Genomic DNA, 12,951 nt, shown 5'->3' with positions numbered 1-12,951 from the left:
TACTTTCCTATGAAATGAGATGGCTTCAAGGTCATCGCTACTACTTGGTGCTTCAACATGACCTTGGTTACGTGATCCGTAATCTTTTTCCAGCCTTGTTTAGAGGCGAAGCTTCCAAGCATTTGTACAATGTGGTGGATGCAAACAATCGTCGGATGTTTGGCGTTTCGCTTTCGGATGCCGGCGACTATGTTGTAGGTCGACGTTTTCCAACGACGCTCTATGCGTGGCGGCTTCAAATCGCTCCGAAGCATGCCCCGCAACTTCAAGCAAAAGGTCGCACGCGCCGTTACAATGAAGTTGGGCTCTTGCTTTTCGCTTTTGCCGTGGTTGTGATGGGCGTTTCATTCTTGCTCTATGCGGTGGAAAAAGAACGAAAGTTAAATATACGCAAGACCGAGTTCTTAGCGAACGTATCGCATGAACTTAAAACACCACTCTCAATAGTCCGAATGTTTTCCGATCTTTTGCGTGCAGGACGAGTCCCTTCTGAGGAGAAGCGCGGACAGTATCTGGAGATCATATGCAAGGAGAGTGAGCGTCTCAGCACGCTTATCGACAATGTTTTGGATTTTTCCGCATTGGAGAGCGGCAAGCAGCGCTATGAAATGCGTAAAGGCAATCTGGGTGAGGTCGTGTTGCATGCCGTCGAAACCTTTCGATACCGCATCGAGCGAGAAGGCATTGAGATTCGCATAACCATCGAACAAGATCTTCCTCTCGTGGCTTTTGACCACCAAGCTATCTTATTGGCGGTGATCAATTTGTTAGATAATGCGGCAAAATACGGTGGTGGGACAGCGGTCGACGTTGGCTTGCGCTACAAAGCTGGCATGTTACAGCTCAGCGTGGCCGACGAGGGGCCGGGTATTCCCAAAGAAGACATCAAGCGTGTTTTTGAGCGGTTTTTTAGGAGCAGAAGTACAGGGCAAGTTCGCGGTTCAGGAATTGGGCTGTCGTTGGTGAGATATATCGCCGAGGCGCATGGTGGCCAGGCATGGGCGAGAAACAAACAAAAGGGAGGCGCGAAGGTTGGCTTCAGTATTCCTGTATCCAAATTAGACGCGCAAGAATGGCACTGATGGCGTGGTAATTTATGACGGTAACTAAGCAGTCCCAAGCAAAGGCAAAAGTTTTATTGGTCGAGGATGACCCTTCGCTAGCTCTTGGTTTATGCGACTCGCTGCAGTTTGAGGGCTATCAAGTCGTTCATGCTAAGACGGGTCAAGAGGGAGTCTCTGAAGCGACACGCTCTCGGCCGGACTGCGTTATTTTAGATCTTATGTTGCCAGACATTAATGGTTTCATGGTGTGTGAAAAGATTAGAGCAATTGATCATACTGTGCCGATTGTTATGCTCACAGCACGCAGTGATGAGATTGACAAAATCCGTGGACTCGACGCCGGCGCGGATGACTACGTGACTAAGCCGTTTTCAATTGGCGAACTTGTGGCACGCATTCGGGCGATAATGCGTCGGGTTCAGGGGCGGGTCGACGCGATTCATGAAATTGTAATTGGGGATGTCCTGATCGATCCGCAAGCGCACACGCTTACGCGTGGAGATGACATTGAACACCTTTCCTATTATGAAGCTTCGCTTTTAGCGCTGTTAGAGCAATTTCGGGGTGAACCCTTGAGTCGCGACGAAATTCTTGAAAAAGTATGGGGAATACACGCTGGCCCCAATAACCGCACAGTCGACAATTGCATCGTTAAATTGCGTAAAAAGCTGGAACCTTGTCCAGATCGGCCTAGTTTTCTGCTGACCGTTCATGGCGTAGGGTATAAGCTTGTTAAGGACGTAGAGGTGAAAGAAAACAAAGGCGAATGAATCTTCCTCGAATGACACAACCGCAATCAAGCTCTCTTGAATCATCCGGTCGGATCGGCAGACGTGCTGGTCTGATTGTGTATTGGATTCTTGTTGTTTACGTAGTAACGGTGGCGTTTATATCTCTAATTCCGCAGATTTTCTTAACAAAAGATGCAACTCAGCAGGTGGCAGACCATGCTCCATCCACATCGACTGAGGCCCCGTGAACGAACAAAAACCAACAGGTTTTGAAACACTTAATCTAAAGGAATCCACGCAAAAGGCGCTGGCGGATATGGGGTTTGACACTCCAACCCCAGTCCAGGCTGCAAGTTACGAGCCCGCCATTCAAAAAAGAGATCTCATTGTTCAAGCACAGACCGGAACAGGGAAGACAGCTGCTTTTGGTATTCCGATTGTCGATCGACTAGTAGAGGAAAATGGGCCGGTGCAGGCGCTTGTACTCGCTACAACGCGGGAACTGGCTGTACAAAGCGCCAATGAAATCTCCCGTCTTTCCAATTATTCAGGGATTAAAGCCCTTGCCGTTTACGGCGGGGCGAGCATGGAGACGCAAGTACGCGCTTTGGCCGAAGGGATTCAAGTTGTTTCGGGTACGCCCGGACGCATCCTTGACCATTTAAAGCAGGGCACCCTGGAGGTTTCAAGGCTAAGGGTTTTAGTGCTCGATGAAGCCGATGAAATGCTTTCGATGGATTCATCGAGGATCTTACAGAGATCATTAGTAAGCTTCCCAAGGAGCGACAAACACTTCTTTTTTCAGCAACGATTGATTCAGCGATACGGCGGGTGGCAGACCGTTTTCTCCATGAACCTATGGTGCTTGCTCTTTCAAGCGACGAAGTTGGGGCCAAGAGCGTTTCTCATTTTGTGTATCTTATCAGCGGCAAAAATAGAACGGCTGATTTGGTGTCATTGCTGGAAGTCGAAAATCCAGATACCGCAATCATTTTTTGTAAGACCAAGGCAGAGACTGAGCAAGTTGCTAAGGAACTTCAACGCCTTGGTTTCAATGCTGACTGGATCAACGGCGATTTGCCTCAGCGTGATCGGGAAGCGGTGCTTGGGAAAAGCCGCACCGGCGAACTCAGGTTTTTGGTTGCAACAGACGTTGCCGCTCGCGGCATTGATATTTCGCATATCACGCATGTTATTAACTACAACTTCCCAGAATCAACAGAGCAGTATGTTCATCGTGCAGGACGTACTGGCCGGGCAGGTCGGACGGGTGCGGCGCTGTCATTGATCGGGCCAACCGACATTGGACATCTTTACTATCTGAGGTTGCAGTACAAAATATTTCCCGTTGAACGAAGTTTGCCCACGCAACGCGAGTGGAAAACTCGAAAAGAACTTGATCGTCTCGATTTGGTTGATGCACTCACTCAAGTACCGATCAAGGAAATTGATAGAGCGGTAGCCAGTCGTATTCTTAATCATCCTGAATCTCTCCGTTATGTTTCTGCCATGGTCGCTTCTTTGTTTGGCGGTATGGAGCAGGATGTCGATGAAATGGCGCGTGGCTCAAGGATTGAGCGAGTTGCCGCTCCCAGCAAAGAGGCGCAGGAGAGCAATCCAAACGTGCGTCAAAGAGAAAATGCGACGTCGGGGAAAAAAGAACACAACCGGAATAGTGATGAAGTAAAGAGGCGAGAGTCTCCTAAGGTTGTTCATGTTCACGATGAGCAGAACACCTTGCTCTACCTAAATGTTGGGAAGCGAGACGGTTTTGATGTCAAAAAGGTGCTCACTCTACTGAAAGAGCATGTTGATCTTCCGGCCGCTGAAAAGCTACAAATTAAGCTCCGCGATCGCTATAGTTTTATCGAACTACCTGCGAGTCTGAGCGATAGCGTAATCGAATCATTAAACGGCTTAGCCTTTGGTGACCTTTCGTTGAAGATCGAAGTCGCGAAGAAAGTGTGAACCATGAACTTTGTTTGTATGGGGTGCTGTGCTGTTTTGTTGGTTGCTTGTGGTGACTCAGAGGATTTGCAGGTTGAGCAAAGTGTTGTCGAGGTAAGCCGGGGTGTAAAAAGAGCTGAGCCGTATAGAGCGGCCCAGCCGAAGCAGCCGAAAAAGCATTCTTCATCTTCGTCTCCCAGGCGCAGTGGTGAGGAAAGTCAGCCAGGGAAAGCTCCTCATTTTGATTTTTCCGAAGACGAGGCTGAGGAAAAATCATCCGAGAAGACTGAAGAGCGTGACTATGAGAAAGAGCTCAAGCAGCTTGTTGCTGCTGCCAGCAGTTGTGTCTCTTCGGACATTGCAAAACAAGCGACAGCGACGGTTACGCTTAGTGTGGAAGCGACCATTATGGAAACCGGACGCGTGACGCGAGCGGATGTTCGATCGTCTAGCCTGCCTCAGGAAGTCACACGATGTTTCGAGAAGCAAATCGTTTCCGGCCATTTTCGCGCTCCGGTAACCAATGCGCCAAGGACTACAAGGACAAGTTTAACCTTTCAAAGGAAAGCAAAAGACAACTAGTTATGTTTGGGCACGATGTAGCGGCTAAACTACTGGGTTGGCAACGTACTTTTATTTTTCCAAAGCATCTTGCTCCTGCAAAAGAGCAACGACCTGATCCGGGATACGATGTTGAACGTTGGTACCGAGAAGAGGGGCAGCTCAGTGTTGAGGCATGGTTTGCCCCATGTCATCACCGTGCGGAAGAAAAATTGCCTCTCGTCGTGTTCGCTCACGGCAATGCCGAGTTGATCGATCAATGGCTCGAGCCGTTGGACTGGTATCGAAACAACGGCTTTCACTTGTTTTTGCCGGAATACCGGGGTTACGGGCGAAGCACTGGAAAAGCAACCGAAGCCAATATCCTTTCGGACATGGTTTATTTTCTAGAAAAATTAAAGAAAGACCCGCGTATCGATGCTTCTCGGATTCTTTTTCATGGTCGTTCGCTTGGCGGTGGTGTGGTTTGTGCTTTGGCGGAGGTAGTGCCTCCTGCGGCCATGGTTGTGCAGTCGACCTTTACAAGCATTCCGAATGTTGTACGTAAGTTCTTGGTCCCGTCATGGCTTGTTTTAGATCGTTTTGATAATCAAACCCGCTTGGAATCTTTGGATCTTCCGGTTTTGATTGTTCATGGGACCAAAGACAAGCTGATACCGTTTAGTCATGCACAGCGACTCAAGCGCTGCGTGAAAAAGGGAAAACTAATTGCCTACGATGCGGATCACAACGATTGCCCGCCCAATTGGCAGGAATTTTGGGTGGAGCTTGCTGCCTTTGTAGCAGACAATGTGTCTTCTAAGGGGTAGGCAAAGGTGCTACTTTCTCCTCCGTGCTGAACTTGGCCAAGCTCATAGAGCTTCGCTACACTTATGGATCTAACATGCCATAAGCAAACCAGTATCAGTGTCTATGACAGATAACGCAAAGAACAATGTCTTCAAACCCCACGCCGAATCTTCAAGAACAACTAGCGCAATGATAAAAACGATGCGCCTCGCTGGATGCTAATGAAAGATGGTTTGGATCACGGACCTTTTTCTGGCAGAGATCTGGTGCACATGGTCATGGATGGCAGTGCGCGAGCAGAACATGGCCTTACCAACATCGATACTCGCGAGCAGTCAACGTTGGGTGATTCGCCACTTTTCTCCGCTTTTTTAAGCAATACCAGATCAATATCCAACACCAGACGCAGAAAACGGCTTTGGAGCGTTCTGAGCGCATGGAACGAGCCGGTAACTTATTTAAAATCGTGGTGGGACTCGGAATTATCGGAGCGCTGGGTTTAGGCGTAGCAGGTTATGTGATGACGCGTGAAAGCGCGGATTCAGATCAAAGTGATCCCGATCTTGCGGGTTTATACGAACGAGGCGAAATACAGCTTGAAGGACAAGCGGGTATTCTTAATGCACCCCGCGGCAAACGCGGCCGAAGTGCCAAAAACAAGAGCGGTGGGAGTGGTGATTTGTCCTACGAAGATGCCATGAACCAAGCGGTGGATCTCGGTGATGTTAGCGGCGGAAACGACATCGCCACGCTGAGCTCCGAGCAGATAGCCTCTGTTATGAATCGTAGCATGAGGTCGTTAAGTAACTGTGTGGGAGCCGAGCTTCGCAGTGCAAGCCGTCCTGGCGCGGTGCGGATCGACCTTGCGATTGAGGGTAGTGGACGCGTGCTTGGTGCAAGTGTCCATGCAGGTAGCGCAAGTTTTAAGTCCTGCGTTGTTGCGCAGGTTCGTAAAGTAAAGTTCCCTAGTTTTTCTTCACCTCGAATGGGTGCCACTTTTACATTCAGGGTTGATTGAGTGAAAACAGTTTACTTCGTAGCGATCCTTTGTTTTTTTTGTTTGGCGTGTGAAACGGTAATAGAGAGTCGCCTCAGCGAAGAGCAAGCGGATCAGGTACTCAAAGCATTGGCCGCGCAGGGGATCCACGCAACAAAAGATTCGCGTAATGTCGGTCTATCTCGAGGCCGCTACCAAGTGAAGGTCTCAAACAGCCAGGCTCCTTTGGCGTTGCAGACTTTACGAAGCTTAGCACTGCCAACAAAAGGGATGGATTCCCACCGAGTTCCCCAAAAGCAAAACCATTTATTTCCAGTGCGTGGCATCAAAAGAAGCCTACGAAAACTCAGTGGCCGTGAAATTAGAGCGGAGCTTGTTATCGATCGACGGTGTTGTTCAAGTCGATGTGCATTTAGCTTTGCGCAGCAGCAGCTCTGGGAGGACAGTTCATCAAGTTCAAGCCGTGCATCCGTTTTGATCAAATTTCAGAAACTGCCTTCGTCCTTGGGCGACGAGAAGATAAAGGAATTCGTCGCTGGCGCAGTCCAGGGGCTTCGCCCGGACAATGTGACGGTGATCATGCTGGCTGTTCCGCATCTGGTGCACAAGCCTCAAGTACTCCGTTGGGTTGGCCCGTTTGAAGTCTCAGTGGCCTCTGCCAATTTGCTTCAGGGCCTTCTTGGGCTTCTTTTCGGGGTTTGCCTGCTATTGGCAAGTATGCTCGTGCTTGTCTGGCGCGTCCGCCGTGCTGCAAGGCCGTCGCTTTGAGCTGTGCTGCTCAATATTTTCTAATCAGAGCCCTAGTGTGGCAAGAACTTGACCCTGATTGACCGAGTCACCTCCTTGCAAACAATGCTTTTGACCGTGCCATCGCAGGGAGATTCGACGGGCAGCTCCATTTTCATGGATTCCAAGATCACGATGGCCTCTCCTTTGGTGACCGAATCACCTGCTTTTTCTCAACTTTCCATACAGTACCGGTGATGTGTGCCTTGATTTCAGTTGTCATAACGCCCCTTGAGAAGCTTGAAGTTCTGGATAATGGACCCGTTTCATTGACAGTGTACCCAACTGGCTGTTAAATTTACAAATAGAGCCATTATGTCTGATCAGGATAACGAGTCTTCCGTTTTATTTAACCTTCGAGAGTTAATGAACCTCGAAGAAGACCGCATCAAAGCGGAAGAAGACTCTCGAAAGAAACGAGAAGAAGAAGAACGTTTACGTCGCGAAGCCGAAGAGGCTCGTGTGCGTGAAGCAAAAGAAGCCGCTCTAAGGGCTGAGCAAGAAGCCAAGCTTGCCGAAGAGCGTAAACTTCGCGAGGAAGAAGAACGTCAACTTCGCAATAAAGAAGAAGCAGAGCTGCGTGTCCGTCTGGAGATGGAGCAACAAGAGCGAATCCAGCAAGAGCAACAGCGCTTTGCTCATGAACGGCATTTGGCTGAGATCGAGACCAAGCAACGAAAAGGATTACCCCACTGGGTCCTTCCAGTTGCGGCGGTTGTCCTTATCGGTGCTGGTGCTGGTGTCTATTTTGGCATGGTCAAACCGGAACTTGAACGTCAGGCTAGGCAAGCTCAGATAGAGCGCGAGCAACGCGAAGAGGCTGAAGCTGAAAAGCAACGGTTAGCTCAAGAAGCTGCCGAGGCACAACGCAAAGCAGAAGATGCCGAGCGACTAGCGAAGGAAGCTGCGCAGAAGCTTGAGCGAGAAAAAGCCGCAGAACGTGCTCGGGCAAGCAGTTCTCGCAGTAGCCGAAAAAGTTCGCGTCGTAGCAGTGGCAGCTCCACGAAGAAGAAGACCTCAGGCGGGGGCTCAAATTCCGATGATCCATTGGGTGGGCTGGACTTTTAGCCAAAGTCAGGTACCTGATCGCCCAGGTTTTAATGGATACCGACATCAGGACAAAAGCTAAACAACACTTGGCATGCGCTTTGGACCTTCCTAATTTGAAAGAGGCGCAGGCATTGGCCCGTCGTATTCAACATGAGGTTGGCTATTTGAAAGTTGGCTTGGAGTTGTTTACTTCGGCCGGAAGCGAAGCTGTTTCGTTAGTGCGATCGTTGGGTTTGAAATGCTTTTTGGATTTAAAATTGCACGATATTCCAGCAACGATGGCGCGAGCTGCGGCAGCAGCTGCTGATCTTGGCGTTGATCTATTGACCGTGCATGCGAGTGCGGGACCTGAGGCCTTGAGCCAGGTTCTCAAGGCTACCGCGCACAGCAACATGCGTACGCTAGCGGTCACCGTACTCACTAGCAGTGACGAGAAAGACCTAAAGGCTATCGGTGTATTGAAACCACCGCTTGAGCAAGTCAGAGACCTGGCGTGTATGGCGGTTGAGCAAGGCGTAAGCGGATTTGTTTGCGCAGCTCCTGAGCTTCACGTGCTTCGCGAGGTGGCTGGGCCGAATGCTTTTTTGGTGACACCTGGCATTCGGCCCTCCTTGGCGGATAGTTTCGATCAAAAAAGGGTTGCTGATCCTGCCTGGGCGGTAGAGCATGGCTCGAATTTGCTTGTCGTGGGCAGACCGATTCGAGACGCCAAAGATCCAGCACGGTCGGCTTCTCAGATCGTTGCTTCAATTGCCACGGTTTTAAATAGAGCGGAATCGGATCATCCATGAAAAGAAGAGTTTACGGAAAACAAGCAGTACGTGAGGCCATGCGTGGCCGTGCTCCGCTACATATCCTGTGTGTCTCAGAAAAAGCCACTCAGGGACTAACTGAACTGCTGGATCTTGCAAAGCATCAAGGTGTTGAGCTGCGAATCTGCCCAGAAAGCCAGCTTGATGCCTTAGCTCAAGGTGGGCGGCACCAAGGGGTGGTAGGCATTGGCGGAGAGTTTCCGTACCTCGATCTTGAGGTGATGGTGAGCGAGTGCCCCAATAAGAGCCCTTTTTTCATCGCACTTGACGAGCTTACCGATCCTCATAATTTCGGGGCTATTGTTCGAACTGCCGTGTGTTTGGGCCTCGATGGCATGATAATCCCTCGACATCGGGCAGCTCCGGTCAGCGGAGCGGTGGTTCGGGCCGCAGCCGGAGCCACTGAGCATGCCCGGATTGCCAGAGTGACAAATTTGGGCAAAGCGCTTTGTTTGTTGCGCGAAAACTATGGCTTTGAGATTGTCGGCCTCGATGCAGCATCCGATGTGCAAATTAACAGCATTAATTCAACTCGAAACGGGCAGGTGCTCGTGGTAGGTTCCGAGGGAAAAGGGCTTAGGCGTCTTGTACGCGAGGCGTGTGATGTATTAGTACGCATCGACATGGCTGGCCCCGTAGCCTCTCTGAATGCATCGGTTGCCGCCGCAATCGCAATGTATCAGCTCAATCAATCAAAATTGGATAATTCACAGGTAGACAACACATGAGTCAAAAAGCAGCAAAGCGTGTATGCATTCTTACGGGTGGCGGTGACGCTCCTGGTCTTAACGCGGTCCTCCGTGCGTTCGTCAAAGCGAGTGTATCTTTTGGGATTGAGGTTTTTGGCAGCGAAGACGGCATGGAAGGTTTCATGAGGCCGGATGGCATCGTGCCGCTCAAGAGCGAAAGCGTAAAAGGTATTGTTCATCGTGGGGGTAGCATTCTTGGATGCTCCAATCGCGGCAATCCCTTTGCCTTCCCTGTAAAGGGAAGTGACGGTAAGACTTCGATCGTTGACGTCTCCGATGACGTTGTAAAACGAATCAAGGAACTTGAGATTGACACTGTGGTGATGGTGGGCGGCGACGGCACCATGAATCACGCCATAAGGCTACAGAAAAAGGGCCTCAAGTGCATTGGCGTCCCCAAAACCATCGACAATGACCTTAGAGGCACCGATTTTACCTTTGGATTTGATACCGCAGTTCAAACTGCGACTTGGGCTATTGATGGTTTGCATTCGACTGCTGAATCGCACGATCGTGTGATGATTGTGGAACTGATGGGCCGTCATGCGGGCTGGATTGCTCTTCATGCTGGTATTGCAGGTGGCGCGGACGTTATCCTGATTCCGGAAATCCCCGAGATCGAACGCGTTGAGGCAGCTATTCATGCACGTGCTGAGCGCGGAGCAACTTTTGCGATTGTAGCCATCGGCGAAGGCGCGATGCCAAAAGGGGGTCGTGCTTCGACAGTCGAAGCGGGTTACGACGGACACCTTGCACGCTTGGGTGGCGCAGGACACCGTCTTGCGCAAGAACTTGAAGATAGGATTTCGCACGAGATTCGCGTCACGGTGCTAGGTCATCTGTTGCGTGGAGGAACGCCATCATCGCTCGATCGTCTGCTCGGATCACGTTTCGGCGTACGCGCGGCCGAACTTTGTCGCGATGGTATTACCGGTCGTTTAGTGAGTCTTAAGGGGCAAGATGTTGTTGATGTGCCTCTAAGTGATGCCTTACAAGAAAGCAAACTTGTCTCGCCTGACAATGAACTTGTTCGTGTGGCCCAACGTTTAGGGATTGAGCTTGGTGGATGACCGTGGCCCCAGGCCCGATCGTATTGCCAAAACCGCGGCAGCGTTAATTATTGGGGATGAACTCCTCAAAGGTAAAGTTCGAGACGAAAACACTCCTTTTTTGGCCGAGCGACTTTTCGAGCTCGGTGTGAGCTTAGGACGGGTTGTTTACGTTCCGGATGAAATCTCAGACATTGCGAAATCATTGAACGAGCTTCGTACTGCATTTGATATTGTTTTCACCAGCGGAGGCGTCGGACCCACACATGATGACCTGACGCTTGAGGCAATTGCGAGTGCTTTTAACGTCGATTTGGAAGAATCCGAACAGTTCATTCAGCTATTTGAAGAGCACTATGGTCAGTGTCTTTCAGCCGGGCACTTGCGAATGGCGCGTCTTCCTCAGGGAGTCGAGCTTCTTTATGAGGAGGGCTCTTCCTTTCCGACACTTCGCATGGACAACGTTTTTATTTTCCCCGGTGTTCCTAAATACTTCCGGATGAAGTTTGAAGCCGTAAAGAAATATTTTGAAGGGAATCCTGCTTTTCTATCGGAGAAAATCGGGATCTACGCCGATGAATGCGACATTGTCGATTTGCTGGATGATCTTGTAAAAGCTTTTCCGATGCTCGCTATAGGGAGCTACCCCTTGGTAGCCAGGCCTCCTTGCGTAACAATCACCTTTGACAGTACCGATGCTGCCCTCATTGCCGAAGCCATGAGCTTCTTTAAGAGCTTATTAAGTAAGCGAAATATTCCGACCGTGAAAAACATGCTGCCCGAAGAAAAGTAGTGCTTTGCTGTCTTGTTCCGGCTGGTCCGTGTTTCCTTCAAGCAAGCCTATTGGGGGATAGGACGCAGCTTGATGGAGACTTTCGTGAGGCCGGGTTTGAGAAATAGCCGCAGATCGTGGGGAAAAAAGTGTGGTGCTTTGACCGTGAAAAAATATTCGCCGGGACTAAGCGGTAGCGGGGTTTTCTCGAGAGCTAGTGCGCTGCCTAAAAAGCGATTCCCTTGATAGAGCCGGCCCTGAGCTGGTTCAATGTTCATTAAAAGGCGAGCTGTATCGTTCGCTCTCGTTTGAGTGCCGGCGCAAGCTTCTAAGAGCATTGCGATGCAGAGCGTTGTCCCCAAAAACACAACCAGAGCTAAAGGCAGTTTGCGCAAAGTTATTCCCATTCAATTGTCGCCGGCGGTTTGCTCGACACGTCGTAGACGACGCGGTTACAGCCTCTTACTTCGTTGATAATGCGAGAGGATGCTTTACCCAACAATTCATAGGGAAGCCTGACCCAGTCTGCGGTCATGCCATCTTTGGAAGTCACAGCACGAATGGCGATTACAGAGTCATAGGTACGTTCATCGCCCATGACACCCACTGTTTTTACTGGAAGCAGTACGCAAAACGACTGCCAAATCTGCTCGTACAATCCGGCGTCGCGAATTTCTTCCTCTAGGATAATGTCCGCTTCGCGAAGAACGCGAAGTCGGTCTTCCGTGACTTCCCCCTAGTGCATCTAAAAACTGCTCGGATGCATCCACATGAACAAGGTTGAGGCCGAAATTGTCGCGGAAGGTGCGTACGACTTCTTTTGCCTCGCCCAGGCGCAACAATCCATTGTCAACGAAAATACAGGTGAGCTTTTTCTCAATGGCTTTTGCAACGAGCACCGCGGCGACCGAAGAGTCCACTCCGCCGGAAAGACCGCACACGGCCTCGGCATCACCGATTTGAGCTTTGATACTTGCGATGCTTTCATCAACAAACGATCCTGGTGTCCACGTGGGTTTGCACCCCGCGACATCAAAAAGAAAGGAAGCAATAATCTCCTCGCCTTGGGGTGTGTGAGCCACTTCAGGGTGAAATTGCACGGCGTATATTTTATTCGCCTCGTTCCCGACAGCCGCAAAGGGCGTGCTGGATGTTTTGGCCATCGGGACAAAGCCTTCTGGCAAAGATTCGACACGGTCACCGTGACTCATCCATACATCAAGTTTTTGATGCATACTGAAGCTGCTGAGGATGCTACTAGGGTTGTTTACTTCAACTTGGGCTGGACCGTACTCATGGTGATCGGCACGAATGACTTTTCCGCCGAGGACGTGGCTGAGGAGTTGCATGCCGTAGCAGATGCCTAAGATGGGAATACCAAGTTCGAAAATCTTTGGGTCGACTTGAGGCGCATTTTCTTCGAAGACACTATTGGGTCCGCCGGATAGAACAATGGCTTTGGGTTTGTGATCTTCAAGAGCCTTGATATCAAGTGTACAAGGCTGGATTTCGCAGTACACGCGTTCCTCGCGAATGCGTCGTGCGATAAGTTGAGTGTATTGAGAACCGAAGTCCAGAATGAGGATGTATTGCGACTGTGACACCCCCGCGATCTAACACGGCCGCAAAAACGCGTCGACTGGC

At 50.3% G+C, this 12,951-nt stretch carries 12 protein-coding genes and 2 pseudogenes; 12 read left to right on the top strand and 2 right to left on the bottom strand.

What is annotated here, in order from left to right:
* The first annotated feature begins 14 nt into the window (after positions 1–14).
* The 7 genes from IPJ88_16315 to IPJ88_16285 all read left to right on the top strand — a co-directional run bounded on the left by IPJ88_16315 (position 15) and on the right by IPJ88_16285 (position 6,857).
* A complete protein-coding gene (locus tag IPJ88_16315) occupies positions 15–1,082 on the top strand; it encodes a HAMP domain-containing histidine kinase (GenBank protein ID QQR89727.1) in 1,068 nt (355 codons plus the stop codon).
* A 14-nt stretch (positions 1,083–1,096) separates the two neighbouring features.
* Entirely contained in the window at positions 1,097–1,834 is a 738-nt protein-coding gene (locus tag IPJ88_16310; protein QQR89726.1) for a response regulator transcription factor, read from the top strand.
* Positions 1,835–2,707: 873 nt separating this feature from the next.
* The gene (locus IPJ88_16305) at positions 2,708–3,763 is read left to right on the top strand and encodes a DbpA RNA binding domain-containing protein (protein ID QQR89725.1); all 1,056 of its coding nucleotides are present in this window, start codon (positions 2,708–2,710) and stop codon (positions 3,761–3,763) included.
* A 3-nt stretch (positions 3,764–3,766) separates the two neighbouring features.
* Positions 3,767–4,324 carry a hypothetical protein gene (locus IPJ88_16300; protein QQR89724.1) on the top strand — a complete coding sequence of 186 codons (558 nt, stop codon included), beginning with the start codon at positions 3,767–3,769 and terminating at the stop codon, positions 4,322–4,324.
* 2 nt (positions 4,325–4,326) lie between these two features.
* A complete protein-coding gene (locus tag IPJ88_16295) occupies positions 4,327–5,112 on the top strand; it encodes an alpha/beta hydrolase (protein QQR89723.1) in 786 nt (261 codons plus the stop codon).
* 416 nt (positions 5,113–5,528) lie between these two features.
* On the top strand, positions 5,529–6,110 hold the full coding sequence (locus tag IPJ88_16290; GenBank protein ID QQR89722.1) for a hypothetical protein: 582 nt from the start codon (positions 5,529–5,531) through the stop codon (positions 6,108–6,110).
* Positions 6,111–6,857: a hypothetical protein gene (locus IPJ88_16285; protein QQR89721.1), complete on the top strand. Its 747-nt coding sequence runs from the start codon at positions 6,111–6,113 to the stop codon at positions 6,855–6,857.
* A gap of 32 nt (positions 6,858–6,889) precedes the next feature.
* Here the strand turns inward: IPJ88_16285 and IPJ88_16280 are convergent.
* Positions 6,890–7,098: pseudogene (locus IPJ88_16280) on the bottom strand (acetyl-CoA carboxylase biotin carboxyl carrier protein subunit).
* 92 nt (positions 7,099–7,190) lie between these two features.
* On the opposite strand from IPJ88_16280, the gene IPJ88_16275 reads away from it, so the two are divergent.
* The 5 genes from IPJ88_16275 to IPJ88_16255 are packed head-to-tail and all read left to right on the top strand — an operon-like array spanning position 7,191 to position 11,328.
* On the top strand, positions 7,191–7,943 hold the full coding sequence (locus IPJ88_16275) for a hypothetical protein (GenBank protein ID QQR89720.1): 753 nt from the start codon (positions 7,191–7,193) through the stop codon (positions 7,941–7,943).
* A 32-nt stretch (positions 7,944–7,975) separates the two neighbouring features.
* Positions 7,976–8,716, top strand: coding sequence for an orotidine-5'-phosphate decarboxylase (gene pyrF, locus IPJ88_16270; GenBank protein ID QQR89719.1), 741 nt, complete (start codon positions 7,976–7,978; stop codon positions 8,714–8,716).
* Positions 8,713–9,465: a 23S rRNA (guanosine(2251)-2'-O)-methyltransferase RlmB gene (gene rlmB, locus IPJ88_16265; protein ID QQR89718.1), complete on the top strand. Its 753-nt coding sequence runs from the start codon at positions 8,713–8,715 to the stop codon at positions 9,463–9,465. Before pyrF ends, rlmB begins: the two co-directional genes overlap by 4 nt.
* The gene (locus IPJ88_16260; GenBank protein ID QQR89717.1) at positions 9,462–10,556 is read left to right on the top strand and encodes a 6-phosphofructokinase; all 1,095 of its coding nucleotides are present in this window, start codon (positions 9,462–9,464) and stop codon (positions 10,554–10,556) included. The genes rlmB and IPJ88_16260 overlap by 4 nt, the downstream gene beginning before the upstream one ends.
* The gene (locus IPJ88_16255; GenBank protein ID QQR89716.1) at positions 10,546–11,328 is read left to right on the top strand and encodes a competence/damage-inducible protein A; all 783 of its coding nucleotides are present in this window, start codon (positions 10,546–10,548) and stop codon (positions 11,326–11,328) included. The genes IPJ88_16260 and IPJ88_16255 overlap by 11 nt, the downstream gene beginning before the upstream one ends.
* Before the next feature lie 376 nt (positions 11,329–11,704).
* Here the strand turns inward: IPJ88_16255 and guaA are convergent.
* Positions 11,705–12,911: pseudogene (gene guaA, locus IPJ88_16250) on the bottom strand (glutamine-hydrolyzing GMP synthase).
* Between the last annotated feature and the right edge of the window lie 40 nt (positions 12,912–12,951).

Source organism: Myxococcales bacterium (genome assembly GCA_016699535.1).
In the GTDB taxonomy this organism is placed as follows: domain Bacteria; phylum Myxococcota_A; class Polyangia; order Polyangiales.
Note: the sequence above shows the minus strand (reverse complement) of the source record. Positions and strands in the feature narration are given on the sequence as shown.

What these genes read in the sequence shown, in the direction of transcription:
- rlmB (QQR89718.1), top strand. Translation starts at nt 8,713, where the DNA reads ATGAAAAGAAGAGTTTACGGAAAACAAGCAGTACGTGAGGCCATGCGT.
- pyrF (QQR89719.1), top strand. Translation starts at nt 7,976, where the DNA reads ATGGATACCGACATCAGGACAAAAGCTAAACAACACTTGGCATGCGCT.
- IPJ88_16310 (QQR89726.1), top strand. Translation starts at nt 1,097, where the DNA reads ATGACGGTAACTAAGCAGTCCCAAGCAAAGGCAAAAGTTTTATTGGTC.
- IPJ88_16295 (QQR89723.1), top strand. Translation starts at nt 4,327, where the DNA reads ATGTTTGGGCACGATGTAGCGGCTAAACTACTGGGTTGGCAACGTACT.
- IPJ88_16260 (QQR89717.1), top strand. Translation starts at nt 9,462, where the DNA reads ATGAGTCAAAAAGCAGCAAAGCGTGTATGCATTCTTACGGGTGGCGGT.
- IPJ88_16300 (QQR89724.1), top strand. Translation starts at nt 3,767, where the DNA reads ATGAACTTTGTTTGTATGGGGTGCTGTGCTGTTTTGTTGGTTGCTTGT.
- IPJ88_16315 (QQR89727.1), top strand. Translation starts at nt 15, where the DNA reads ATGAGATGGCTTCAAGGTCATCGCTACTACTTGGTGCTTCAACATGAC.
- IPJ88_16290 (QQR89722.1), top strand. Translation starts at nt 5,529, where the DNA reads ATGGAACGAGCCGGTAACTTATTTAAAATCGTGGTGGGACTCGGAATT.
- IPJ88_16275 (QQR89720.1), top strand. Translation starts at nt 7,191, where the DNA reads ATGTCTGATCAGGATAACGAGTCTTCCGTTTTATTTAACCTTCGAGAG.